The organism is Sinorhizobium chiapasense (genome assembly GCF_045277575.1).
In the GTDB taxonomy this organism is placed as follows: Bacteria; Pseudomonadota; Alphaproteobacteria; order Rhizobiales; family Rhizobiaceae; genus Ensifer; species Ensifer chiapasense_A.
In genome coordinates, this window is the sequence record NZ_CP144205.1 from 3,221,238 (window position 1) to 3,246,575 (window position 25,338).

Annotated in this window: 21 protein-coding genes, 1 tRNA gene and 1 pseudogene; 11 read left to right on the forward strand and 12 right to left on the reverse strand. The window is 63.2% G+C overall.

The annotated features are described in order from the left end of the window. Window positions 1–2: 2 nt before the first annotated feature. Window positions 3–497 (reverse strand): heme-degrading domain-containing protein, encoded by a 495-nt coding sequence (locus QM996_RS15520; RefSeq protein ID WP_500268237.1) that lies wholly within the window; start codon window positions 495–497, stop codon window positions 3–5. Window positions 498–502: 5 nt separating this feature from the next. Beyond that, window positions 503–1,399 (reverse strand): ROK family protein, encoded by an 897-nt coding sequence (locus tag QM996_RS15525; protein ID WP_500268238.1) that lies wholly within the window; start codon window positions 1,397–1,399, stop codon window positions 503–505. Between the two features lie 226 nt (window positions 1,400–1,625). Between QM996_RS15525 and QM996_RS15530 the strand changes: the two genes are divergently transcribed. Continuing rightward, window positions 1,626–1,702: transfer RNA gene (locus QM996_RS15530), tRNA-Arg, on the forward strand. A 47-nt stretch (window positions 1,703–1,749) separates the two neighbouring features. Here the strand turns inward: QM996_RS15530 and QM996_RS15535 are convergent. Next, window positions 1,750–1,920 (reverse strand): annotated as a pseudogene (locus tag QM996_RS15535) (helix-turn-helix domain-containing protein); the annotation flags it as partial. A 312-nt stretch (window positions 1,921–2,232) separates the two neighbouring features. Here QM996_RS15535 and QM996_RS15540 point away from each other — a divergent pair. Continuing rightward, entirely contained in the window at window positions 2,233–2,598 is a 366-nt protein-coding gene (locus QM996_RS15540; RefSeq protein ID WP_500268239.1) for a BA14K family protein, read from the forward strand. Window positions 2,599–2,705: 107 nt separating this feature from the next. Here QM996_RS15540 and QM996_RS15545 read toward each other — a convergent pair whose 3' ends face one another. The 3 genes from QM996_RS15545 to QM996_RS15555 form a co-directional block, all read right to left on the reverse strand. Continuing rightward, on the reverse strand, window positions 2,706–3,074 hold the full coding sequence (locus tag QM996_RS15545; protein WP_500268240.1) for a VOC family protein: 369 nt from the start codon (window positions 3,072–3,074) through the stop codon (window positions 2,706–2,708). Window positions 3,075–3,198: 124 nt separating this feature from the next. Next, window positions 3,199–3,360 carry a Thivi_2564 family membrane protein gene (locus tag QM996_RS15550; protein WP_139108273.1) on the reverse strand — a complete coding sequence of 54 codons (162 nt, stop codon included), beginning with the start codon at window positions 3,358–3,360 and terminating at the stop codon, window positions 3,199–3,201. Window positions 3,361–3,489: 129 nt separating this feature from the next. Continuing rightward, complete coding sequence (locus tag QM996_RS15555) at window positions 3,490–4,212, reverse strand: META domain-containing protein (protein WP_500268241.1); 723 nt, start codon at window positions 4,210–4,212, stop codon at window positions 3,490–3,492. 324 nt (window positions 4,213–4,536) lie between these two features. Between QM996_RS15555 and dxr the strand changes: the two genes are divergently transcribed. Further along, window positions 4,537–5,712, forward strand: a complete 1,176-nt coding sequence (dxr, locus tag QM996_RS15560; RefSeq protein ID WP_173517688.1) for a 1-deoxy-D-xylulose-5-phosphate reductoisomerase — start codon at window positions 4,537–4,539, stop codon at window positions 5,710–5,712. A 244-nt stretch (window positions 5,713–5,956) separates the two neighbouring features. On the opposite strand, the gene hemA is transcribed toward dxr, so the two are convergent. The 4 genes from hemA to QM996_RS15580 all read right to left on the reverse strand — a co-directional run bounded on the left by hemA (window position 5,957) and on the right by QM996_RS15580 (window position 11,227). Continuing rightward, the gene (hemA, locus tag QM996_RS15565; protein ID WP_500270328.1) at window positions 5,957–7,171 is read right to left on the reverse strand and encodes a 5-aminolevulinate synthase; all 1,215 of its coding nucleotides are present in this window, start codon (window positions 7,169–7,171) and stop codon (window positions 5,957–5,959) included. Between the two features lie 328 nt (window positions 7,172–7,499). After that, window positions 7,500–8,297, reverse strand: a complete 798-nt coding sequence (locus QM996_RS15570) for an FAD binding domain-containing protein (protein WP_500268242.1) — start codon at window positions 8,295–8,297, stop codon at window positions 7,500–7,502. 14 nt (window positions 8,298–8,311) lie between these two features. After that, window positions 8,312–10,657: a xanthine dehydrogenase family protein molybdopterin-binding subunit gene (locus QM996_RS15575; RefSeq protein WP_500268243.1), complete on the reverse strand. Its 2,346-nt coding sequence runs from the start codon at window positions 10,655–10,657 to the stop codon at window positions 8,312–8,314. A gap of 81 nt (window positions 10,658–10,738) precedes the next feature. Next, window positions 10,739–11,227 (reverse strand): (2Fe-2S)-binding protein, encoded by a 489-nt coding sequence (locus tag QM996_RS15580; protein ID WP_034802397.1) that lies wholly within the window; start codon window positions 11,225–11,227, stop codon window positions 10,739–10,741. 431 nt (window positions 11,228–11,658) lie between these two features. On the opposite strand from QM996_RS15580, the gene QM996_RS15585 reads away from it, so the two are divergent. The 5 genes from QM996_RS15585 to QM996_RS15605 all read left to right on the forward strand — a co-directional run bounded on the left by QM996_RS15585 (window position 11,659) and on the right by QM996_RS15605 (window position 20,918). Beyond that, window positions 11,659–11,916, forward strand: coding sequence for a YMGG-like glycine zipper-containing protein (locus QM996_RS15585; protein ID WP_065774087.1), 258 nt, complete (start codon window positions 11,659–11,661; stop codon window positions 11,914–11,916). Between the two features lie 213 nt (window positions 11,917–12,129). Beyond that, window positions 12,130–13,359, forward strand: coding sequence for an MFS transporter (locus QM996_RS15590; RefSeq protein ID WP_500268244.1), 1,230 nt, complete (start codon window positions 12,130–12,132; stop codon window positions 13,357–13,359). Between the two features lie 270 nt (window positions 13,360–13,629). Beyond that, the gene (locus QM996_RS15595) at window positions 13,630–15,543 is read left to right on the forward strand and encodes an autotransporter assembly complex protein TamA (RefSeq protein ID WP_500268245.1); all 1,914 of its coding nucleotides are present in this window, start codon (window positions 13,630–13,632) and stop codon (window positions 15,541–15,543) included. A gap of 219 nt (window positions 15,544–15,762) precedes the next feature. Further along, window positions 15,763–19,941 carry a translocation/assembly module TamB domain-containing protein gene (locus tag QM996_RS15600; protein ID WP_500268246.1) on the forward strand — a complete coding sequence of 1,393 codons (4,179 nt, stop codon included), beginning with the start codon at window positions 15,763–15,765 and terminating at the stop codon, window positions 19,939–19,941. A gap of 185 nt (window positions 19,942–20,126) precedes the next feature. Next, complete coding sequence (locus QM996_RS15605; RefSeq protein WP_500268247.1) at window positions 20,127–20,918, forward strand: aminoglycoside 3'-phosphotransferase; 792 nt, start codon at window positions 20,127–20,129, stop codon at window positions 20,916–20,918. A 74-nt stretch (window positions 20,919–20,992) separates the two neighbouring features. Here QM996_RS15605 and QM996_RS15610 read toward each other — a convergent pair whose 3' ends face one another. Next, window positions 20,993–21,475 (reverse strand): VOC family protein, encoded by a 483-nt coding sequence (locus tag QM996_RS15610; RefSeq protein WP_173517698.1) that lies wholly within the window; start codon window positions 21,473–21,475, stop codon window positions 20,993–20,995. A gap of 111 nt (window positions 21,476–21,586) precedes the next feature. Beyond that, entirely contained in the window at window positions 21,587–22,021 is a 435-nt protein-coding gene (locus tag QM996_RS15615; protein WP_429815105.1) for an Lrp/AsnC family transcriptional regulator, read from the reverse strand. Window positions 22,022–22,176: 155 nt separating this feature from the next. Here QM996_RS15615 and rocF point away from each other — a divergent pair, with 155 nt between their 5' ends. The 3 genes from rocF to QM996_RS15630 all read left to right on the forward strand — a co-directional run bounded on the left by rocF (window position 22,177) and on the right by QM996_RS15630 (window position 25,094). Continuing rightward, a complete protein-coding gene (rocF, locus tag QM996_RS15620) occupies window positions 22,177–23,100 on the forward strand; it encodes an arginase (RefSeq protein ID WP_500268248.1) in 924 nt (307 codons plus the stop codon). Between the two features lie 22 nt (window positions 23,101–23,122). Continuing rightward, window positions 23,123–24,328 (forward strand): aspartate aminotransferase family protein, encoded by a 1,206-nt coding sequence (gene rocD, locus QM996_RS15625; RefSeq protein ID WP_500268249.1) that lies wholly within the window; start codon window positions 23,123–23,125, stop codon window positions 24,326–24,328. A 286-nt stretch (window positions 24,329–24,614) separates the two neighbouring features. Then, complete coding sequence (locus QM996_RS15630) at window positions 24,615–25,094, forward strand: chemotaxis protein CheW (RefSeq protein ID WP_500268250.1); 480 nt, start codon at window positions 24,615–24,617, stop codon at window positions 25,092–25,094. The last annotated feature ends 244 nt before the right edge of the window (window positions 25,095–25,338 follow it).

The following is a 25,338-nucleotide window of genomic DNA, read 5'->3' on the forward strand; positions in this document are numbered from 1 at the left end:
ACTCAGCCCTCGAGCTTCAAGCCGTCATGATCCTTGCCGAGCAAGATCGCGAGCGCCTCGACCACCATGTTGTGGTCCTCGCGCTGCGGCAGCCCGGAAACCGTGACCGCACCGATGCAGCCTGTACCCTTGACGACGATCGGAAAGCTGCCGCCATGCGCGGCATAGTCGGCATCCGACAGCCCAAGCTTGGCCTGCAGATTGGTTTGAGCCTTCGCGAGTTCGCGACCGGTGGCATAGCTGCTCTTGAACAGCCGGAATACGGTGTTGCGCTTGCGGCGCACCCAGCTCGGATTGTCCGGCGTCGCGCCGTCGAGCGCTGCGTAGAATACCTGCATCGAGAACAGCGTGATGTCGATCACCACGCCGAGCTTGCGTTCGGCCGCCATCTTGCGCAGCAGCGAGCCGAGTTCCCAGGCCGTTTCGAGGTCGAAACTCTCGAACTGCAATTCCTGTTCCTGCCGCGCGATGCGGGCCAGATCCTTGTCGATGTTCATGGGATTCAATCCTTCCAGAGCCAGGCCGCGCCACGCACGCCCGAACTGTCACCGTGCAGGGCCTTGCGGATCGGTGTCTCGAACGTGTCGCCGAAGAGATAGTTGACCACGCGAGGCGGCACATCGCCATAGATCTCGTCGACATTCGACATGCCGCCGCCAAGCACGAAGACGTCGGGGTCGACGATGTTTGTGAGCAGCGCCAGGCTGCGCGCCAGCCGGTCGACGAAACGCTCGTAGACGCCCGTTGCCACCGGATCGCCTGCCCGTTTCGCCTCGATGATGTCGCGCCCGCGCCGCTCGGTGCCGGTCGTGATCCGGTAGTCGAGTTCGACGCCAGTGCCGCAGGCATACATGTCGAGGCAGCCGTGCTTGCCGCACCAGCACCTGTGGCCGGGATACTCGTCCTTCGTCATCCAGGGCAGCGGATAATGGCCGATTTCGGCGGCAACGCCCTGGTATCCGGCATGCACCTTCTTGTCGATCGCCAGCCCCCCGCCATGGCCGGTACCGACGATGACCCCGAAGACCACATGCGCGTCCTTGCCGGCACCGTCGACCGCCTCCGAAACCGCCAGGCAATTGGCGTCGTTGGCGAGCCGCACCGGCCGTCCGAGCGCGTTTTCGAGGTCGCGACCGAGCGGTTTACCGTTGATCAGCACCGCGTTGGAGTTGCGCACGATGCCGGTACGCGGATTGGGGCTGCCGGGAATGCCGATGCCGATCGAGCCCTTTTCGCCGGCCGTCTGCTCGGCGGCGGCAACGAGATCGAGAACGGCGCGGATGCAGTCGTCGTAGCCGCTCGTCGGGGTCGCGACGCGGTGACGGGCGCGCGTTTCGCCATCGCGGCCAAGCGCGATGACTTCCATTTTCGTGCCGCCCCAATCTATTCCGATGAACATATCTGGATCAGGTCTCTGATGAAGGTCTCAAGGGGAGCGCTGGCTTCCTCCCGCCAACGCCCGCCTTGCTTAGCATTCGGAAGACCTGAAAGACCAGCCCCATCTGGTGACCTGACGCGACGATTGGACCGCGCGCACGCAAGGGACGGCGTCTCGCATTTCCGGGCGCTACCGCGCAAAAACACTTGGCGAAAACCTCATGCTTTTGTATGGGTGCTATCCGAGTGGTCCCGTAGCTCAGCAGGATAGAGCACCAGATTCCTAATCTGGGGGTCGCGCGTTCGAATCGCGCCGGGATCACCATTTATTTTCAGGTGTTTATCCAAATAATATCGGCTGTAGCGGCCCTACCCCTGAACCGTCAGGCTCCGCTTGCGCGTCCTGCGCTGAAGCAGCGTTACGCCCAAATGCTCCTCGAGTGCCGTCACCTTGCGGCAGACGGTAGATACTGGCTTTCGCCGGCCGAAACTCGCAAATTGGGCAACGGCGACCAAGGCCGCGATGGCGTTCAGGTCGGCCAAGAATTCCGATGCCGCCGACCGACCGGGAATGAAAGACGCATGCGCGTCATCTGCCTGTCACGAACAGCGGCTAGTAGAAGCGTACACCTCGCCGATGACCACGGATGAACTGGCATCGGTTGACGGTGATGAGGAAGGTCGGGTCGCCCCGACCTTTTTTGTTGGGTTCATCGGCATTTCCCCGCCAGGCTGGGACTGCCCTTTCCGGTGAGCCGCAGGATTGCCGTTCACGAAATCGTTACCGGCTGCCGGAGACGGCACAAAATGGCCTCTCGATCATTTTCCTTGAAGAAAGGAGAATGGTGAAAGCTCATGAAAAAGCTGGCTATTATTGCGCTTTCGCTGGCAACGGCCCTCTCCAGCGTGGGCCCGGTACAGGCATTCCCGTCGGTCAGTCCAATAAAGGCGGGCCTATCGAATGTCGAGCAGGTCACCCATCGTCATCGCCAGTGGTACTACGATGACGATGATGATGATGGATGGCGGTACGACCGTCGCTATCGCTACTACGACGAAGACTACTACGACTACTATCGGTATCGTCGTTATCATCACCGGCATCATCACAGCGATATTGGCGCATTTATCGGCGGCTTCGCCGTTGGTGCGATCCTCGGTGGCGCTCTGAGCGCCCCGCCAAGGCGGCACTATCACCGCCACTCGTACTCGAGTTGGTGATACACACTGCTGCCGCCTCGTAGAGTGCCGATCGCCCTACTTTCGGCACGGGGGCTGATCGTGCTGAAATCATCCCTGACTGCAGGTGACCGCCGCTACTCGGTGGCTCAATCGTCCGGCCGGCAGACGCGCAGCCGATGGCCGTCCGGATCGAGAGCGACGAAAGTGCGGCCAAACACGGCAGTCTTCAGCTCCTGCTCGATTGCTATTCCGCGCCGGCGCCAATCCGCATGGAGGCGCTCGACCTCCGTATCATCCTTCACCATGAAGGCAATTTCCGAGCGATGGCCGGTGCCGGACGAGACGAAGTCCCTCGCCTGGATAGACCAGAGGCTGAAGGTCAGGCCGTTTTCGAGTCCGAAGGCGACATAGGCAGGAAAGGCAGCAACGGGTTTGCGCCCGAAGAGACCGGCATAGAACAGGGCGCTTTTTGCCGGGTCGTCGACATAGAGCAGGACAAGGTTCGGTGACAGCATCTTCGGATCTCCTGTTTCTGATGACCGGAACCTAGTCGAAGCTGTTGTCAGCTCTTGTCAGCATGGAGCGCATAGCGACAGGCGACCGGTCCATTGAACCGGCCTCTCGCTGGAAGGCGGCGCGTCAGAAGACGGCCAGGTATTTCAACAGAGAGACGATGCCGATGATGATCACGATGATCTGGACGATCTGCTTGGCGCGCGCGTCGAGCGGCAGCCGCTGGACGAGATAAAGCACCAGCACGATGACGAGGAACGTAATCAGGATTCCGATAAGCAGCCCCATTGATCAACTCCCTTTTTGCAACGACAGCGCGACAGCGCCGGGATTGTAACTATGGAGCGAGGGCAAAAGTTCCGAGTTGCCCGACAACGTCATTAGCCGGGTTGTGCCAACTGGTAGGCGAAAAAGGCGTCAGGGAGCGGGCTTGCAGGCGATCCCCTGATCATTCTCGCCCTTCGTCACGTCGAAAAGCGTCGCCTCGTCGCCCTCGGTCCACCAGATATATTGCCCGCCGGCATATTGGGCGCCGGAGCCGGAGATCACGTTCGAAGCCACGACGAAGGTGCCATCGATCGTAAAGGTCACCAGGGATACAGCGCCCGCATTGATATACTGCGTCTCGACGGTCTTGCCGCCGCAATCGTAGCGAACCGCCTGCCGATCCACGGCATCAGCGCCGGGCACGCGGATCGTCACATCGGCGCCCTGAGAGCCGGCGGCCATCAATGCGAGCTTCATCGCGGTCGCGCCTCCCGCCTTGGCGAGAACGAGCTTCGATCCCTCGACGGTCCAGGAGAGTTCGCTGCGCAGCGCCTCGAGGAATTTCTGCTCCTGGGTCATCGCCGCCGGCACGCACATCTTGCGTGTCGATGCGGCCGGCCCGAAGGTGATCTTCGTGCCCGACAGACTGAAGGTACCGGTGAAATGGTTGCAGCCGGCCATGCCGCCAAAGGTGCCGTCCTCGCGGATTTCGAGCGTCGACTGCAGATCGTCGACCACGCCGCCGCCGCCAATATCTTCGGCAAGCCAGGTGCCGACGAGCTGCTGCGGCACGTCTTCGGCCGCAACCGGCTGCATCGAAGCCATCTCGATCGTCACGCAGGCGCAGGAAACGGCGGTAATGACTTTCAGCATCGCGAACTCCTTCGGGGGTCGACTCAAGCAGCCCGATTCTTAGCCCCTGGACGGGACGGATTGAAGACCGCGCCCTTGTTGCCGGCGGAATTCGCCTGTAGAGCCTACTGCATGTCTCCATAAATCGACTTCGATTTAAGGACAAAGACATGCAGCAAATCAAAGTGCTACAGCGACCTTTGCGCGTCTCATAAGACGCGCGGCGCTGAAGCGCACAACATACAATATAAAAGTTCGGATCGATCTGGCGAAGATCATGCGCTACGCTCGCGACGAAAGCCGCCTCGCGCATCCCCTCCGAAAAAGAAGAACATGGGTATTGGCATGGCATCCCGCGACAATGCGAAGCGCCGACTGACGATCCTCGGGTCGACCGGTTCGATCGGCACCAACACGCTCGACGTCATCGAGCGTCTTGGCGGTCGCGAGCGCTTCGAAGTCGTCGCCGTTACCGGCAATGGCAACATTCCCCTGCTCGCCGAACAGGCGGTGAAGGCCGGAGCGGAGCTCGCCGTCACCGCCAATGAGAGCCAATACGAAAACTTGAAAGCGGCGCTTGCCGGCACCGGCATTGCCGTCGCCGCCGGCAGGAGCGGCCTGATCGAAGCGGCCGAACGCGACGCGGATTGGGTGATGGCGGCCATTGTCGGCAATGCCGGTCTCGCCCCCACCCTCGCCGCCGCCCGGCGCGGCGCCGACATTGCGCTCGCCAACAAGGAGTGCCTGGTTTCCGCCGGCAGCCTCTTCATCGAGGCGGTGAAGAAGGGCGGCGGACGATTGCTGCCGGTAGACAGCGAACATAACGCCATTTTCCAGGTGCTGGAGGAACAGCAGCGCCACGCCGTCGAGCGCATCATCCTGACGGCCTCGGGCGGCCCGTTCCGCACCAAGTCGCTCGAGGAGATGCGGCACGTGACCGCCGATGTCGCGCGCGCCCATCCGAACTGGTCGATGGGACTGAAGATCTCGATCGACAGCGCCTCGATGTTCAACAAGGCGCTGGAGATGATCGAGGCGAAGCACCTCTTCGCTCTCAAGCCGGAACAGGTCGAAGTGATCGTCCACCCGCAGTCGGTGATCCATTCGATGGTCGGCTACACGGACGGCTCGGTGCTGGCGCAGCTCGGCTGCCCGGACATGCGCACCGCCATCGGCTATGCGCTTTCCTATCCCAGCCGCTGCAGCCTGCCGATCGAACGGCTCGATTTCGCCAAGCTGTCGCGCCTCGATTTCGAGGCACCGGACGAAGTGCGCTTTCCGGCGATCCGCCTGGCGCGCCGCGCCATGGTCGAGGGCGGCGTGCAGGGGGCGGTGCTCAACGGTGCCAAGGAAACGGCACTCGACGCCTTTATCGCCGGACGCACCGGATTTCTCGCCATGGCGGAGATCGTCGAAAAGGTGATGGACGCGCTCGCCGATCTGCCGGCGGCGACAACGATGGACGACGTTTTCGCTGCAGACGAAAAAGCCCGGCAACTGGCGGCCGGGCTCATTCAATAGTCAGATTTACTCTGCAGGTTCATTGGGCTCTTCGCCCGCATCCGCGCGGTGAGGGAAGCCTCTCATCCGCCTGCCGGCACCTCCCCGCACGCGGCGCGAAGGAAACCCATGGCACTGCTCAAAGCTACGACGATTGCCCGCAGCATTTTTGAGGTGAGACTTCAGCTGTGGCGCTCGTCCCTTGTCCCCGCTGGCGGGGAGAAGGTTAGGATGAGGGGCAACTCCAGAGAACGTTGGTACGCTCTCAGGCAACTGCCCTTGCCAGCGCACAGCGCGACCACAGCGAATGCAGTGCGCCGACGAGGTGATCGATGTCGGCATCCGAATGCAGCGGCGTCGGCGTGATGCGCAGGCGCTCGGTCTTCTTAGGCACCGTCGGATAGTTGATCGGCTGCACGTAGACGCCAAAATTGTCGAGCAGCAGGTCGGAGATCCACTTGCACTTGGCCGCGTCGCCGACCATGACCGGCACGATATGGCTCGGGTTCGGCATGTGCGGAATACCGCGCTGGTCGAGCAGCGAGCGCAGGCGACGCACGCGTTCCTGGTGGGCGAAGCGTTCGACCTGGCTTTCCTTCAGGTGACGGATCGAGGCAAGCGCACCGGCAGCAAGCGTCGGCGGCAGCGCCGTCGTGAAGATGAAGCCGGAAGCAAACGAGCGGATGAAGTCACAGAGCGCCGCAGAGCCGGTGATGTAGCCGCCCATGACGCCGAAGGCCTTGCCGAGCGTGCCTTCGATGACCGTCAGCCGGTGCATCAGGCCTTCGCGTTCGGCAATGCCGCCGCCACGCGGACCGTACATGCCGACGGCATGCACTTCGTCGAGATAGGTCATGGCGCCGTACTTGTCGGCAAGATCGCAGAATTCCTTGATCGGCGCGATGTCGCCGTCCATCGAATAGACGGACTCGAAAGCAATGATCTTCGGCGCGCGCGGATCGGCGGCGGCGAGCTTGGCTTCGAGGTCAGCGACCGAATTGTGCTTGAAGATGACGCGTTCGCACTTGGAGTGACGGATCCCCTCGATCATCGAGGCGTGATTCCCGGCGTCCGAGAAGACGATGACACCGGGAATCTTGGAACAGAGCGTACCAAGTGCTGCCCAGTTGGACACGTAGCCCGAGGTAAACAGCAGCGCCGATTCCTTGCCGTGCAGGTCCGCGAGCTCGCGCTCGAGCAGGACGTGGTAGTGGTTGGTACCGGAGATGTTACGGGTGCCGCCGGCACCGGCGCCGCATTCGTCGATGGCTCGCTTCATCGCTTCGGTGACAACAGGATGCTGGCCCATGCCGAGATAGTCGTTCGAACACCAGACGGTGACTTCCTGGACACCGTCGGCCGTATGGCGCGCTGCCTTCGGGAAGTTGCCGCGATGACGGGCGAGGTCTGCGAAAACCCGGTAGCGGCCTTCCTGATGCAGCCCGTCCAGCTCGTTCTTAAAGAAATTCTCGAAATCCATCATTTTCTCCAGTGCCCGATCGCTTTTCTTGATTCAAAGCGACCTGGGGTCAACCTCGGAATGCTCGGCATCTGCCACCTGCGGCAAAAGGCCCCTGAAGCGCTGCGCGTCCAATGAATGCATCCGGGATGATCTAGCATTTTCGGGCCGAAGCATCTTCGCTGCTTTCACTGAAACCGTTTCAACCCGGAGAGCCCTAGTTTTGAAGCATTCCAAAGAAAGCCTTAGCGCATGTTCATCTCTTCAAGCTTGATCGAAGTCAAGCAAGGATGAAAAAAGGACGACCGAAGCCGTCCCTTTTTTGCTGTTTGACGATAGCCCATCCGGGTCAGGCCGCTGCCACGGCGCGCTTGGCCATGACCTTCACCAGATTGGCGCGGTAGGCCGCGTCCGCATGAATGTCGGAGAGCAGCTCCGAGGCATCGACGCTGACATTGTTCAGCGCATCCGGCGACCAGTTGGCAACGAGCGCCGCTTCCATATCGCCATGCCGGAACACGCCGTTCGCTCCCGCTCCGGTAACGGCCACCCGGACGTCGCCATCGTCGCGTCGCGCCACGAACACACCGGCCATCGCATAGCGCGACGCCGGATTGGCGAACTTCTGGTAGGCAGCCTTCGCGGGCGCATCGAAGGTGACGGCGGTGACGATCTCGCTACCGTCCAGCGCCGTCTCGAACAGGCCGGTGAAGAAGTCGTCAGCCGCGATCTCGCGCCTGTTGGTCACGATTGTCGCGCCGAGCGCCAGCATCGCCGCCGGATAGTCGGCCGCCGGGTCGTTGTTGGCGATGGAACCGCCGATCGTGCCCATGTGCCGCACATGCGGATCGCCGATATGGCCGGCAAGGCTGCAGATCGCCGGACAGACGGCTTTGAGCGCCGCCGATGAGGCCACGTCATGGTGGGTCGTTGCCGCGCCGATCCGCACCGACCGGCCGGAGACCGTGATGCCCTGCATCTCGCCGATGTGGCGGAGATCGATGAGGTCGCTCGGGGCGGCCAGCCGCTGCTTCATCGTCGGGATCAGCGTCATGCCGCCGGCGACATATTTGCCTTCGCCGGCCGCTTCCATTCGGCTGGCGGCATCCTGAACCGAGGACGCCCGGTGATAGTGGGTCTCGTACATGGGTGTCCTCCCGATCAGTTGGCTGCTTGCGCCGCCGCCCACACCTTCTGCGGTGTTGCCGGCATGGTGAGCGCGTTGTTGCCGATGGCGTCGGTGATCGCATTGATCAGCGCCGGTGGAGAGCCGATGGCGCCGGCCTCGCCGCAGCCCTTGATGCCCAGCGGATTGTTCGGGCAGGGCGTGTTCGAGGTCGAGACCTGGAACGACGGCAGGTCGTCGGCGCGCGGCATGGCGTAGTCCATGTAGCTCGCCGTCAGAAGCTGGCCCGAGGCATCGTAGTGCACCCCTTCAAGCAGCGCCTGGCCGATGCCCTGCGCCAGCCCGCCATGCACCTGCCCCTCGACGATCATCGGGTTGATGATGTTGCCGAAGTCGTCAGCGGCGACGAACTGGATGATCTTCGTCCGCCCCGTCTCGGGATCGACCTCCACCTCGCAGATGTAGCAGCCGGCCGGGAAGGTAAAGTTGGCGGGGTCGTAGAAGGCCCCCTCCTTCAGCCCCGGCTCCATGCCGGCGGGCAGATTGTGGGCAGTATAGGCGGCAAGCGCCATCTGGAACCAGGGCACCGCCTTGTCGGTGCCGGCGACCTTCAGTTCGCCGTTCTCGATGACGATGTCGCTTTCGTCCGCTTCCATCAGATGTGCGGCGATCTTCTTTGCCTTGGCCTCGACCTTGTCGAGCGCCTTGACGACGGCCGACATGCCGACGGCACCGGAACGGGAGCCATAGGTGCCCATGCCCATCTGCACCTTGTCGGTATCGCCATGCACGATATTGACGCTGTCGAGGGGCACGCCGAAGCGGTCGGCGACGAGCTGGGCAAAGGTCGTCTCGTGGCCCTGGCCATGGCTGTGCGACCCGGTCAGGACTTCGATCGTGCCGACGGCATTGACGCGCACCTCGGCCGATTCCCAAAGACCAACGCCGGCACCGAGCGAACCGACCGCTGCCGAGGGCGCGATGCCGCAGGCCTCGATATAGCAGCTCATGCCGATGCCGCGCTTCATGCCGCGGCCGGCAGCTTCCGCCTTGCGCGCGGCAAAACCGTCCCAGTCGGCCGCCTTCATCGCCGCTTCGAGCGAAGCGTCGTAGTCGCCGGCATCGTAATTCATGATGACCGGCGTCTGGTGCGGGAAGGAGCGGATGAAATTGACCCGCCGCAGTTCCGCCGGCGAGACGCCGAGCTCGCGCGCCGCCGTCTCCATCGTGCGCTCGAGCAAGTAGGTCGCCTCCGGCCGTCCGGCGCCGCGATAGGCATCCACCGGCGCAGTGTTGGTGTAGACGGTGCGGACATTGGCATGGATCGCCGAAATGTCATATTGCCCGGAGAGCAGCGTTGCATAGAGATAGGTCGGCACCGCCGAAGAGAAGAGCGACATATAGGCGCCGAGATTGGCGATCGTATCGACCTTGAGCCCGATGATGCGGTTGTTGGCGTCGAAAGCCATCTTCACCTTCGACACGTGGTCACGGCCATGCGCGTCGGTCAGGAAGGCTTCGGTGCGATCGGAGGTCCATTTGACCGGCACGCCCGTGCGCTTCGAAGCCCAGAGACAGACGATCTCCTCCGGATAGATGTAGATCTTCGAGCCGAAGCCGCCGCCGACATCGGGGGCGATGACGCGGAGCTTGTTTTCCGGCGCAACGTTATAGAAGGCACTCATCACCAGCCGCGCCACATGCGGGTTCTGGCTGGTCGTGTAGCAGGTATAGTGATCGTCGCCGCTGTCATAGATGCCGAGCGTGGCGCGCGGCTCCATCGGGTTCGGCGAGAGCCGGTTGTTGTGGATCTCGATCTCGGTGACATGCGCCGCCGCGGCGATCGCCTTGTCGGTCGCGGCCGCATCGCCGAGTTCCCAATCGAAGATCAGGTTGTTGGCCGCCTCCGGGTGAAGCTGCGGCTGGCCTGGCTCCAGCGCCTTGGTCGCATCGGTCACGACAGGAAGCTCCTGATAGTCGACGACGACGGCCTCGGCCGCATCGCGGGCCCCGGCCACGCTGTCGGCAACGACAATCGCCACGGCATCGCCGACATAGCGCACCGTCTCATGCGCGAGCGGTCGCCAGGCACCCATCTTCATCGGCGTTCCGCCCTTGGAGTGGATCATCCAGCCGCAGATCAGGTTGCCGATTCCGTCGGCAAGAAGCTGCTTGCCGTCGAGCACGTCGATGACGCCAGGCATGCCCTTGGCTGCGGATGCGTCCACTTTGAGGATTTTGGCGTGCGCATGCGGGCTGCGCACGAACACCGCATATTTCATGCCCGGCACGGACATGTCGTCCGTATAGCGGCCCTTGCCGGTCAGGAACCGCTTGTCTTCCTTGCGCGCCACCCGCGCGCCAATGCCTTCAACGCCCATTGCCGATCTCCTCCCGAGATTTCCAGCGACAGTCCTTCGATGACATGCAGGGCGACGCTCTTTTCGCCCGCCGTCCGGCCGCTATTCTGCGGCCACGCGTGCGCCGCTCATCTCGGCGGCAGCGGCAAGGATCGCCTTGACGATATTGTGGTATCCGGTGCAGCGACAGATGTTGCCTTCGAGTTCGGCTCGAACCGTCGCCTCGTCCAGTTGCCCCTGGTGCCTGCGGATCATGTCGACGGCGGTCATCACCATGCCTGGCGTGCAGAAGCCGCATTGCAGTCCGTGATTGGCCTTGAACGCCGCTTGCACCGGGTGGAGTTCGCCGTCGGCCGCCAGCCCTTCGATGGTGGTGATCGTGGATCCGGCCGCCTGCGCGGCGAGGATGGAACAGCTCTTGACCGACTTTCCGTCCATATGGATGACGCAGGCGCCGCACTGCGAGGTGTCGCAGCCGACATGGGTACCCGTCAGTCCAAGATTTTCGCGTATGAATTGCACCAGCAATGTGCGGTCGTCGCAATGACCGCTCACCTGACGGCCGTTGACCGTCATTGTCACTTTCGCCATTTCGCTCCTCCGGGGTCGGTCAATGCCAACACGAGCGCGGCCGAAAAGTCGGGTGAGATGGTTCACGCGACTAGGGTACGCGCCAACTGATATCGATGCCCGTCGCCCACGAATCCGTTCCTCCCGGATATCGCAGGCTTGTTTGTATCATTTGTCTTTTTTTGGAATGCCGCAACCGCTACCGTCCGCCGAACGACAAAATTTTTCCACGCCGGTTGTATCGCGGGGAACTGCGCCTTCATGTCCCGTTCAGGAACGATATCATTATCTTGCGCGCCGGAAGAAACCGCAGGTCTCCCGTAGACTTTAAATCGGGACCGCGTATTTTCCGAACTGCAAGTTCAGGTGGAGCGGGATGATCCCGGCTCCGCCATCATCCAAGGGACGGACTGAGCAAGAGGCTGAGATCCGTAGAGATCGGAGAGGACAACATGAAGAAAGCCATCGCACTTGTGCTGGTCGCCCTGTCGGTCGCAAGCTGCACCCAGACGGAAAAGGGCGCCGGCATCGGTGCCGTTTCCGGCGCGATCATCGGCGGCGCGATCACCGGCGACGTCCGTGGCGCAGCGGTCGGCGCAGCCATCGGCGGCGTTTCCGGCGCAGTCATCGGCCATGTCAGCGAACAGCCGGGACAGTGCTACTACCGCGACCGCTACGGCCGCCGCTACATCGACGCCTGCCCGCGCTAAGGCGTAGCGAAGGCGATCATCCTTCGGCGTAGCGCAAGCCCACCGCAGGAGTCGTTTACCCCCTCATGGCTGACGGTCCTGAGGGGGTTTTTCGTTCCGGCACCCAGCGAAACCGGGCATGCTCCCAAGAAATGATCCGACGCGCGCAAACCGGGTGGTTATCGGTCGCGCAAATCCGTCTGCTGACCTCGATATCACCATCGAGGTCGTTCCATGTCGAAATCACCAGGCATTCCCTTGCCGCCAGCCTTCAAGCGCATCGGCTGGTCCAATCTGTTTGCGCAATTCTCCGAGCAGATGGCGCTGGCTGCCGCTCCGCTCGCTGCCGTGCTTCTGCTCGCAGCCGGGCCGGCGGAAACCGGATGGCTGCAGATGGCCCAGACGCTTCCGTTCCTCTTGCTTTCCATTCCCGCCGGACTCGTCGCCGATCGCACCTCGCGGCGCAGGCTGATGATCTCCTCGGAAATGCTGCGCGCATTGTCGCTGGTCGCCACCTTGCTACTGATGGTCAGCGGCCTGTTGACCCTGCCGCTTCTGGCCGTGATGGGTTTCGTCGGCGCCATCGGCACCGTTTGCTACAATGTCGCCGCCCCCGCCCTTGTCCCGGCGATCGTTCCTCGCGCCCGACTGGCCGATGCCAACCGTTGGCTGGAACTCGCCCGGAGCCTTGCCTATTCGGGCGGACCGGCGATCGGCGGCGCAATCGTGGCATGGACGGGTGCGTCGCTCGCCTATGTCGTCGCCACATGCCTTTCCCTTCTCTCCATCGTCCTGCTTGCCGGCGTTGGCGATCAACACCAACCCGCGACGGCGAAACGCAAACTCCTCCAGGACCTGATCGAAGGCGCACGGTTCCTTGCCGGCCACGGGCTGCTCAGGCCCATTCTCGTGACCGCCATCGTCTTCAACACGGCCTGGTTCGTGCTGCAGGCTGTCTATGTCGCCTATGCCGTTCAAACCCTTGGTCTGACGGCCATGGGCGTCGGCATCACCCTGGGCATCTATGGCGCCGGCATGATGATCGGGGCATTCGCCGCGCCCGCCATTGCGCGGCGTATTTCGTTCGGCGCAATGATCGCCCTTGGTCCTCTGGGGGGCTTGGCGGCGGCCGCGGTGATGCTCTCCACGATCTGGGTGCCATCCGGCGCCCTTGCCGGGCTGAGCTTCTTTCTGTTCGGCGCCGGCCCGGTGCTCTGGTCGATCGCGACCCTCACCCTGCGACAGGCCGTCACGCCGAATGCGATGCTGGGCCGGGTTTCCGCCTTCATCACCACGGCCACGTTCGGAGCGCGGCCGATCGGTGCAGCGCTCGGGGCCGTCGTCGCCACGCACTTCGGCGTCGAGCTATGTCTGGTGGTCGCAGCTGGCGGCTTCCTGATCCAATTTCTCGTCATCATAGCCTCCCGCGTACCGCAGTTGCGCGCATTGCCGGAAGCAGCCTAACCCTGGCGAACCGCGAACAAAGCCAGCCAAGCGCCCGACAAAATCGTCGGAACGCCTGGCTGGAAACCATCCGTTCGGAGCCTATGGTTGTGATGCGCCGACAACATTTCGAAGCTTTTTCCAGCAAATCGCCACCGAAAATCGGCATCAGGGGTGGATGCGGCCGGCCGTCATCGTTAACAGATGGAAAACCTTAGGCATGCAATAGTGACCCGGCCGCATATGCAGGCAGTTTGTATTGGGTCGCCTGAAGACGGGATGCGGAAGCGAATGTCCCCACCACGGTCGAGTATTGCGTACTGGAAGGCCGCAACTGCGCTTGCAGTCGCCTTCTCGTTTGCGCTCGGCCCGATTTCCGCCAAAAGCGCCCACGCCTTCAAGCTCTTCGGCATGAAGTTCTTCGAGAGCGACGAAGAGGAAGCGCCGGTCATCGACCCGGTCAACTATACGCTTACCTTCGACGCCGGCACCGACGACAAGGAACTGAAGGAAGCGCTGGAAAACAGCTCGCAGCTCGTCCAGGGCCAGGAAAAGCCCGTGTCCGGCGATCTCGGCCTTGCCATCCGCGCCCGCGACGATCGCGACCGTCTGCTCGCAGCCCTTTACGAAAAAGCCCGCTACGGCGGCACCGTGGCAATTCGCGTCAACGGCCAGGACATCGACAGCCTGCCGCCGGATCCTTCCTTTCCGGACGGCAAGCCGATCCCGGTCACTGTCACCGTCACATCAGGCCCGGTCTTCAAGGTCGGCTCCGTCAAGTTCGAAGGCGATGCGGCCGGCTTCAATCCGGATGACTATGGCCTGCCGGCCGGTGCCCGCGCCGATTCGACCCTGATCATCAAGGCTGGCGAAAAGGTCGTGAACGACCTGCGCGAGCAGGGCCGGCCGCTCGCCAAGCTTACCGAACGCAGCGCCGTCGCCAACCACGCCAATTCCACCGTCGACATCGTCATCGGCGCAAGCGGCGGGCCGGTAGCACCCGTCGGCGATGTCAGCGTGTCGGGAACCAAGACCGTCGATCCCGCCTTCGTGCGCGACTATTCGCGCCTCAATGAAGGTCGCCCCTATTCGCCCGAGGATATCCGCAAGGCATCCGAACGCCTGCGCCAGCTCGGCGTGTTCTCGAGCGTGACGATCAAGGAGGCCAACGCGCTTTCGCCCGATGGGTCGATCCCGATGAAGATCGAGGTCTCCGAGGGCAAGCACAAGTATTTCGGCTTCGGCGCCCAGGTTTCGACCACGGACGGTCTCGGTCTCTCGGGCTATTGGGGACACCGCAACCTGTTCGGGCGGGCGGAATCGCTGCGCATCGAAGGCTCGGTCGACCGCATCGGCGAGACGAAGGAACTGGACAAGCTCGACTATTCGGTCGGCATCCTCTTCGCCAAGCCCGGTGCCTTCGGCCCCGCCTCGACCTTTACCGCCAGCGTCAAGGCCAACATCCAGGATCCGGACGCCTATCGCGCCAAGATCCTGACGGGTGCGGCCGGTGCGACATTCGAACTCTCGCCGACCGACACCGTCTCGGGGGGCGGCGAGCTGAGCTGGGCCAATATCGACGACGCCTTCGGCTCGAATTCCTACCTGACTGCCGCCATTCCGCTCGAATATGTGCGCGACACCCGCAACGACAAGCTGAACGCGACCGAAGGCTACCGGGCGATGATCAACGCCAAGCCGAGCTACGAGATCAAGGGTCAGACCTTCTTCTCGTCTTTCGAAGCGTCGGCATCAGGCTACCATGCGCTCGGCGACGAGAAGCGTTTCGTTCTCGCCGGCAAGATCAGCGCCGGCGTGCTCGTCGGCGGCGGCGGGCTTGAGGATATCCCGGCGAACCGTCGCTTCTATCTCGGCGGCGGCGGCTCGGTGCGCGGCTACTCCTACCAGGAGATCGGCCCGCGCAACTCCGAAAACAGGGAGACCGGCGGGCGCTCCTATGTCAACGCCTCGCTCGAAGCCCGCATCGCGATCACCGACACGATCGGCGTGGTTCCGTTCATCGACGCCGGCACCGTCTCGGCGAAGACGACGCCCGACTTCTCCGACATTCGCGCCGGTGCCGGCATCGGCCTGCGCTATGCCACGCCCTTCGGCCCCATCCGTCTCGACTTCGCCGTGCCGCTCAACAAATACCCGGGCGGCACGAAGTACGGGATTTATGCCGGTATCGGCCAATCCTTCTGATTCCTGATTTTGGTGATTCGGACCGATTCCCTCCCTATGGCGCCGCGCGTCTTTCAAGGAGCGCTAAGATCGCTGTAACACTTTAAATCTTCTGCATAATTCCTCAAATCGATCCCGATTTAAGGAATTATGCATCGGGTTCGGCAAATTGCCCTCATCCTTTGATAGTTTCGCCCTGCGGCGATTCCGCTGCAGCGCAACTTGCGCTATGGGTAGAACATGAATCAGGTCGTCCGCTTCCTTCGCGCGACGCTGCGCTATGGCCTTCGAGTGCTTGGCGTGATTGCGGTCGTTGCCCTCCTTCTCGTCGCCTTCGTGGGCTTCACGACTCCCGGCGCCCGGCTCGTCGCCTGGGCAATCGAGAAATATGCGGCAACGCCTGACCAGATCGTGCGGATCACCGACCCGAGCGCACTGCTGACAGGTGAATTTGCGGCGGGAAGCATCACGCTCTTCGACGGCCAGGGTGTCTATGCGGAGATCCGCGACCTCAAGCTCAACTGGTCGCCGGCGGCCCTCCTCTCCTTCCGCTTCGACGCCGCGGCGATCTCCGCCGCCTCGGTGCGTGTCGAACGCCTGCCGATCCCCTCGACCGAGACCAAGGAAGTGCGTTCGACCTTCGTGCTTCCCGTCGACGTCAAGATCGACGCGATCGATCTCAAGGAAATCGTCATCGGCAAGGCGATCGCAGGCGAAGACCAGTTCCTGACGGCCAGCGGCAAGATCAATGCGACCAACGAGAGCATCGCCCTTGGCCTGACCGCCGCCCAGCGCGATCGGCCGGAAGCGCGCGCCGTCGCCGATATCGTCTTCAATCCGGCGGGCAACGAGCTGAAGCTCGAAGCGACCGTGGACGAGCCCAGCAACGGTGTGTTGGCGAAGCTGCTTCGCCTGCCCAACCAACCTGCGGTCAATATCAAGCTGACCGGTCAGGGACCGCTTTCCGATTGGGCCGGCACCGCAACGGCCGCACTCGACGGCAGCGAGATCCTCAAGCTCGACGGTCGCCACGTCCAGACACCGGACGGCATGCACCGGCTCACCGTCACCGGCGGCGGCGGCTTCGGCTCGCTGATGCCGCCGGCCTTGCGCCCGATGTTCGAGGGCGAGACCAGCATCGACATTGCCGCCGCGTTCAACGGCCAGGGCATGGTGCGCGTCGACAAGGGGCAGATCGCGACCGGCGCGCTCACCTTCGGCGCCTTCGGCACCTTCGACAGCAAGGGCGACAACAATCTGCAGGCCCGGCTTGCCGGCACCAACGGCGCGATCGACTTCCGCTGGCCGCTGCAGAAGGGTGAAGCCCAGGCAAAAATCAACGCCGTCAACCTGTCGCTGATCGGCGACGCTGAAGCGGCAATCCTCGATCTCGCCGCCGACGTCGCCTCGGTCACGCTGCCGGATGTTGCGCTCGGTTCCGTCAAGCTGTCGGCCCGCAGCGACGGCTTCAACCTCCAGGCCCAGTCCGGTCCGGTGAAGACCGTGCTCGAAGTGGGCGAAGCCGGCTTCAACGACGCCAACCTCGTCCGGCTGGTGCAGGCGCCGATGAAGGTCGACGCCAGCCTCGCGGTGACGAAGGAGAGCATTGGCTTCGATCCAGTGACGATCGAAAGCCCTGGCATTGGCGGCTCGCTCACGGGCGCCGTCTCGCGTGAAGAAAACACCGTCGCCGCCGCGTTCAAGCTCTTTGCCGTTCCGGGAGTCTTGCCGCCGGCCGCTGCGGCGAAGTTCGACGGCACCATCGCGCTTGCCGGGGAAGTAAAGACGACGAGCGACGGCGACGTTTCCGTGGAGGGCCTCGAGCTCAAATCGAGCACGATCGAAGCAGCCGGTACCGTCGCCCTGGCTCAGGGTCAGCTGACCACCGATCTCAAGGGAAAGCTGCCCGATCTCGGTAGGCTCCTCGCCGACGCCAAGGGCGAGGCTGATTTCACGGCAGCCGTTACCGGTCCGCTCGCCGAGCTCGGCGTCAAGGCCGAACTGACCTCGAGCGGCGCCACGCTCGCCGGACGCACGCTCAGCGATCTTACCATCAAGGCCGATGCGAAGGCCAACCCGTCGAGCCCGCAGGCGAGCCTGACCGCCACCGGCGCGCTCGACGGCCAGGCAATCGACGTCAAGGCCGACGTCGTATCAAAGGACGGGCGCACCGCGATCCCGGTGCTCGAGGCCCGGATCGGCGAGAACAAGCTGACCGGCGCGATCAGTTTCACCCCGGACTTCAAGCCGGACGGCATGATCGATTTCAACCTGCCCGATCTCGGCCTGCTGGCTGCCATGGCCGGACAGAAGGCTTCGGGCGATCTCAACGGGTCGGCCGCGATCAAGACCACAAACGGCATCACCTCCGTCGTCGTCAAGGCCGGCGGCAGCGGCATCAAGCGCGACGCCCTTACGATTGCCAAGCCGACCGCCGATATCACCATCTCCGATGTCGCCGCCCTTGCCATCAAAGGCAGCGTGCGCGCCGAGACGATCGCGCAAGGGCCGAACCGCATCGCCGGTCTCGCCGTCGATTTTCAGCAGCAGGCCGGGCGCACCGGCTTCTCGATCGACGGTAAATATGACGGAGGCCCGCTCACGGCCAAGGGCGATCTCACGAGTGCGAAGGGACGCACGGAAATACGGCTGGCATCCTTCGGCGCGACGCCGAAGGGTATCCCGCTGAAGCTGGCCCAGCCGACGGTCATCGCCATCGAAAACGGCGTCGTCCGCCTCGACGCGCTGACGATCCAGGCATCGAAGGGGACCATCGCCGTCAACGGCGCCGCCGGCGAAAAACTCGACATCGCTGCGAAGCTCAACGCCCTTCCGGCGGCGTTGGTCAACGCGTTCGCGCCGGACCTCGGCGCCGAGGGCACGATCGCCGGCACCGTCGACGTCGATGGCGCAGCATCCGCGCCTGTTGTCACCTACGACCTCAAGTGGTCCGGTGCCTCGCTCGCCGCGGCACGCACGGTCGGGGTCGCCGCCTTCGACATCGCCGCCGACGGCAAGTTCGCCAACAACAAGGTAACGCTCGACACGACGCTTTCGGGCGCCGGTGGCCTTTCCTTCAAGGGCGGCGGCAATGTCGATATCGGCGGCAACATGCCGATCGCGATGAAATTCAACGGCAACATGCCCTTTGCCCTCATTGCCAACCTGATGGCGGAAAAAGGCTTCACGCTAACGGGCCAGGCGGGCATCGACCTTTCGATTTCCGGCTCCGCCAAGGCGCCGCAGATCGCCGGCACCGTCACCACATCTGGCGGCCGGCTCGTCGACGTGCGCCGCAACCTGGCGCTCAACGACCTCACGGCGAATGTCGCGCTCGACGGCAAGCAGGCGACGATCTCGAAGCTTTCGGCCAATCTCGCGACCGGCGGCTCGATCGAGGCGACCGGCACCGTCGGCACGGTTCCCGGCTCCGGTTTCCCGGCCAACCTGACGATCCGCCTGAACAATGCCACTTACGTCGACGGCACGCTGTTCAACGCCAATCTTGCCGGTGAAATGACGCTGACCGGTCCGCTGGTCGCGACCCCGACGCTCGGCGGCAAGGTGACGATCCGCAAGGCATCGATCACCATTCCCGAGAAACTGCCGACGTCGCTTTCGGCCATCGACATCAAGCACAAGAACGCGCCCGCCAAGGTGCAGAAGATGGTCAAGGACCTGCGCAAGGACGAGGTGCCGGCTGCCGGCGCCAATGCCAGCGGCGTCATCGCCTTCGATCTCGGTGTCGGTGCCAACCAGGTCTTCGTGCGCGGCCGCGGCATCGACGCCGAACTCGGCGGCGACCTGACGATCCGTGGCACGGCGGTGCAGCCGATCGTATCCGGCGGCTTCGAAATGCGTCGCGGCCGGCTGGAAATCCTCGGCAAACGCCTGACCTTCACCGAGGGCAAGATCGGCTTCGGCGGCGATCTCATCCCGACCCTGGATCTGAAGGCAACTTCGAGCGTCGGCGCGACGACGATCACCGTCTCGGTCTCGGGCCTCGCCAACAATCCGCAGATCGGCTTTTCGTCATCACCGGCGCTGCCGCAGGACGAAATCCTGGCGCAGCTCATCTTCAACCGGTCGCTGTCGAACCTCTCGGCCTTCCAGATCGCCCAGCTCGCCTCCGCCGTCAGCCAGCTTGCCGGCGGCGGCTCGACGTCGCTGCTTGATGGCCTGCGCAACAAGCTCGGCGTCGACGACCTCGACGTCACCACCGACGAGAAGGGCGGCGCCTCGGTGCGGGCCGGCAAGTATCTCAACGACCGGACCTATATCGAGCTGCAGCAGGGCTCCGATTCCTCTTCCAGCAAGGCGGTCATCAATCTCGATGTCGGCAAGGGCGTAAAGCTCAAGGGCTCCGCCGCCGGCGACGGCTCCGCAGCGGGCGGCATCTTCTTCGAGAAGGAATATTGAGCGGCAGCACGTCTGGCGGCGCTCTCCTCGACGATAGTCCGATCAGATCAAAATACGGCCTGCGGACCGAATACGATCCTGAGCCGCGTAAACGCGCGCACAGCACCTGTGGAATTGCCGCCGCAGCGAACCTACATCGGCGTCATTCCTGCCAATTTGCTTCATTCATTTTTCAGGTGATCGTCTTGTCTTCCCAAAAACCGCATCTCGAATTGCCCGAGAATTTCTTGCCGCTCGTTGCGGCTTATGACTGGAACCGGGACACGCTCGGACAGTCGGACTCGAGCATCTTTCTGCTGCAGGCGCCGGATCGTCCGATGCTGGTGCTGAAGGTCGAGGCTGCCGGCCCCTTCGGTGAATTTGTCGACGAAGCGGCGCGGCTCGATTGGCTGGCGTCACAAGGCATGCCGTGCCCGCGGGTGATCGCCCGCGCCTTCGAGCCGGAAACGAACTGGCTGCTGCTGCAGGCGGTCGAGGGCACGGACCTCGCATCCACGACGCGGTCGCCAAGGGACCGGATCGCCATTCTGGCAGAGGCCCTGAAACACCTGCATGCGCTCGATGTCGCCGGCTGCACTTTCGATCACCGGATCGACAAGCGCATCGCCATTGCGAGAACGCGCACCGAAGCCGGCCTTGTCGATGCAGACGATTTCGACGAAACGCGGCTCGGCCGCACGGCGGCCGATCTCTTTGCCGAGCTGCAAGCCCGCGTGCCCTCGACCGGCACGCTCGTCGTCACCCACGGTGACGCCTGCCTGCCGAACATCATCGAGAACAATGGCCGGTTTTCCGGCTTCATCGATTGCAGCCGGCTGGGCGTCGCCGATCGCTATCAGGACATCGCGCTTGCCTGCCGCAGCATCGTCCACAATCTCGGCGAGGAATGGGTTGAGCCGTTTCTGACAGCCTACGGCACCGACAAGGACGATGCCGACAAACGCGACTTCTACTGCCTGCTCGACGAGTTCTTCTGATTACCGCTGAGGCCGCGCGGCGACCAACATGTCCGCCCAAGCACGCAGCAATGCAGCGAAAGGCCCGCAACGCCTCAGGCGGCGTTGCGGGCCTCGATGCTCAGATCGACGATGTCGGCATCCTCAATGGCATTGAACAGCGCCCAGATATGGCCGAAGGGATCGATGAAGGCACCGACACGATCACCCGTCGACAAGGTTTCGGCCGGGTTTCGGAGGCTGGCGCCGGCACCGATCGCCCGGCCGATGACACGATCGACATCCCGCACGTGCAGTTCCAGGATCACCGCCGTCGTCCCGAGCGCATGCGGCGAGCGCGGCCCCCCAAGCTTGGGTTCCGCGTCACGGCGCGGGTTGGCCCCGGCAATCCGGAAGACCGATTCCCCGATCCGCAAATCCGCACTCGTCAGGATCCCGCTCGGCCATTCATGCCGCTGCAGGAGCTCGGCGCCGAGCGCCTCGCGATAAAAGGCGATGGCGCGATCCTCGTCGCCATGCCTGACAAACAGCTTCACACAGATCTGCCGATCGGCAAGCCTGCCGCCATTGGCAACCATGACATCCTCCATCTTGGGTGAGGCGCACATCATAGCGAAACATGAGAACAAAGCAAGAACAATTCGACTCCGGGACGCGGTTTCGTCACCGGTTCAGGGCGGAGCAACCGCTCAGAAGGCGCCGGTCATCTTGCTGGTTTTCAACAGGATATTGGTCTCCGTGACGGTGATGCCGTCGATCAGGCGGATGCGCCGCAGCGTCTCGTCGAAGGAGACCAGATCGCGGTCCTCGAGCTCGGCGATGAAGTCCCAGCGGCCATTGGTGCTGTGCAGTGCACGAACCTGTGGCAAACCGCGCAATTGCTCGGCAACACGGTCCGCCATCTTTCCGTGGACCTCGATCATCACCACCGCGCGGACCCCGGAAGCCGGAATTTCCGCGCCGGTGCGGATGGTAAAGGCGGCAATCGTGCCACTGGCGACGAGCCTGTCGATGCGGGCGGCAACGGTCGCGCGCGAGACGCCCGTCATTTCCGATAGCGTCGAAACGGGAATGCGCGCATTCTGGCGCAAGGCGCTGATCAGCGCCTGATCGAGATCATCCATTGCCTGTCACTTTGTAAAATGATGCTTATCAATCTGTCGATTTTATCTCACTAATCGGCAGTTTTCCATCTTTTTGCTGACACGCATTTTGGCCATAATCCGCGCGATCCCAACCGGGAACACACGGAATTATCTTGAGAAGGAATCGGGCGGATATGACGACCATCACGCTGATCGGCGCACCCATCGAAGAAGGTTCTGGACGACGCGGCGCGGCCATGGGGCCGACGGCGCTGCGCATCGCCGGCATCGACACGGTGCTGCGCGACCTCGGCCACACGGTTCACGACGAGGGCGATGTCAAGCCGCTGCCGGCCCGAGACCTCGCCAACCACCCGGGCGCCAACAATCTGCAAATCGTCGCCGCCTTCGCCCGCGCGCTGCATGACTCGGTACACGACACGGTTCGCCAGGGCCATTTCCCGATCATCCTCGGCGGCGACCACGCGCTCTCCATGGGCAGCGTCTCGGGCATGGCGCGTTACGCCGCCGAAGTCGGCCGGCCGCTCTTCGTGCTCTGGCTCGACGCCCACGCCGACTTCAACTCTCCGTCGACTTCGCCTTCGGGCAACATGCACGGCATGCCGGTCGCCTATTTCTGCGGCGAAGCGGAATTCGCCCCGATCCTGCCGGCCGACCGTCCCTTCGTCGATCCGAAGAAGGTCTTCCAGGTCGGCATCCGTTCAGTCGACGACCGCGAGCGCGACGAGATCGCCGAGCATGGTGTACGCGTCTATGACATGCGCGCCGTCGACGAGCTCGGCATGGCCCACATCATGCGCCAGATTCTCGAAGAGGTTCGCGCCGCGAACGGCCTGCTGCATGTCAGCCTCGACGTCGATTTCATGGACCCGGAGCTCGCGCCGGGCGTCGGCACCACCGTTCCCGGCGGCGCCACCTTCCGCGAAGCGCACCTGATCATGGAAATGCTCTGGGAAAGCGGGCTGGTTTCCTCGCTCGACGTCGTCGAGCTCAACCCCTTCCTCGACGACCGCGGCAAGAGCGCGCGCATCCTGGTCGAACTGACGGCGAGTCTCTTCGGCCGCCGCGTGCTCGACCGGCCGACCCGCAGCGCCTGAGATAACAAACGGAGGACAATGTATGAATACGACGGCAGCCCTGATCGAAACCGAATACCGGCTCGGCGCGCATAACTACAAGCCGCTCGACGTGGTGCTCTCGCGCGGCGAAGGCGTCTATGTCTGGGACATGGAGGGCAATCGCTACCTCGATTGCCTCTCGGCCTATTCCGCCGTCAATCAGGGCCATTGCCATCCGAAGATCCTGAAGGCGATGATGGAGCAGGCGCAGAAGCTGACGCTCACCTCCCGCGCCTTCCGCAACGACCAGCTCGCGCATTTCTACGAAGAGATCGCGGCGCTGACCGGCTCGCACAAGGTGCTGCCGATGAACTCCGGCGCCGAAGCCGTCGAAACCGCCGTGAAGGCGGTGCGCAAGTGGGGCTATGAGGTCAAGGGCGTCGCCGAAAACAGGGCGGAGATCATCGTCTGCGCCAACAACTTCCACGGCCGCACCATGGGCATCGTTGGCTTTTCGACCGATCCGGACGCCCGCACCGGCTTCGGCCCCTTCGCCCCGGGCTTCAAGGTCGTGCCTTTCGGCGACATCGACGCCTTCCGCGCCGCGATCAACGAGAACACCGTTGCCTTCCTCGTCGAGCCGATCCAGGGCGAAGCCGGCGTCATCGTTCCGCCGGCCGGCTATTTCTCGACGGTGCGCGAACTCTGCACCAAGCATGGCGTCACGCTGATCCTCGACGAAATCCAGACCGGCCTCGGCCGCACCGGCAAGCTGCTCGCCGAGGAGCACGAAGCCATCGAGGCCGACGTGACGCTGATCGGCAAGGCTCTCTCCGGCGGCTTCTATCCGGTTTCGGCCGTGCTCTCCAATTCGGAAGTGCTGGGCGTGTTGAAGCCCGGCCAGCACGGCTCGACCTTCGGCGGCAACCCGCTCGCCTGCGCCATTGCCCGTGCGGCGCTGAAAGCGCTGACCGAGGAAGGCATGATCGAGAATTCGGCACGGATGGGCGAGCGCTTCCAGAAGGGGCTCACCGACATCCGCTCCAACATCATCAAGGAAGTGCGCGGTCGCGGCCTGATGCTGGCGGTGGAGCTGGTGCCGGAGGCCGGCGGCGCCCGCAAATACTGCGAGGCGCTGAAGGAACGCGGCATCCTCGCCAAGGACACCCACGGCGACACCATCCGCATCGCACCGCCGCTCGTCATCACCGCCGACCAGGTGGATTGGGCCGTAGAGCACTTCGCGGCGGTCCTCGCCTCCGCCTGATCCCGTTTCAATCCTCCGCCCCGGGCAACCTCGGGGCGGATTGGTTCGTGAGAACTTGCAAAAGCAAGTCTTAACGAATCCCGGCCTATAGTCCCTTCCCAAAGCGCAAAGCGGTTCTTCCGCGCATGATGCAGCTGCGCCCCGCCGGATGTGATCGGCGGACTGTAAAGATCTCTCCCCAACGGACCATCGCCGCGCTCCTGTGCGCCGGCAGCCATGCGGAGATATCTCGAGTTTGGCGGTGTCGCGTCCATAGGCGTCGACCGGAAAGCTGGAAGGACCTTCGATGACCAACACAATCAGGACGGCCGGTTTCGACGGCGAGACGCTGGAGATCATTGCGTTCCGCCTCCACGATCAGGAATTCTGCGTCAAGACGACGACGATCCGCGAAATCCGCGGCTGGGCGCCCTCCACCCCCATTCCGCATTCGCCGCCGGAAGTGATCGGCGTCATGAACCTGCGCGGCACGGTGATCCCGATCATCGACCTCGCCCACAAGCTCGGCATGAAATCGACGACGGCCAACGAACGCAGCGCCATCGTCGTCGCCGAAGTGCACAACATGGTGATCGGCCTCGTCGTCGACCGCGTCTCCGACATCCTCACCGTCCTGGGAAGCCAGGTGCAACCGGTGCCGGAAGTGACGGCATCCTTCGACAAGAGCTTTGCCGAAGGCATCATCGCCAACGAGAACGGCATGATCTGCTTCCTCAACCTCGCGCGCATGTTCAAGGAACGCGACGTAGAGGAAATGGCCGCCTGATCATACGCGCCAGCCTGAATTCGAAGGGCCCCCTCGCCGACTGCAAGGGGGCCTTTTCCTTTTGGCGAGGGCACCCGGAGTTACCTGAGGGGCGCCAATAACAGGACAATCTAATTCAACTCACAGAGTGTATACGATTTTTCACAACTAAAATTTGATAATTGCTATTTTAACACCCGCTTAATAGTCCTACCACTAACATAGATTGCAGAAACACGGCGCCTTGGGCATGAAGCCCGGTAGT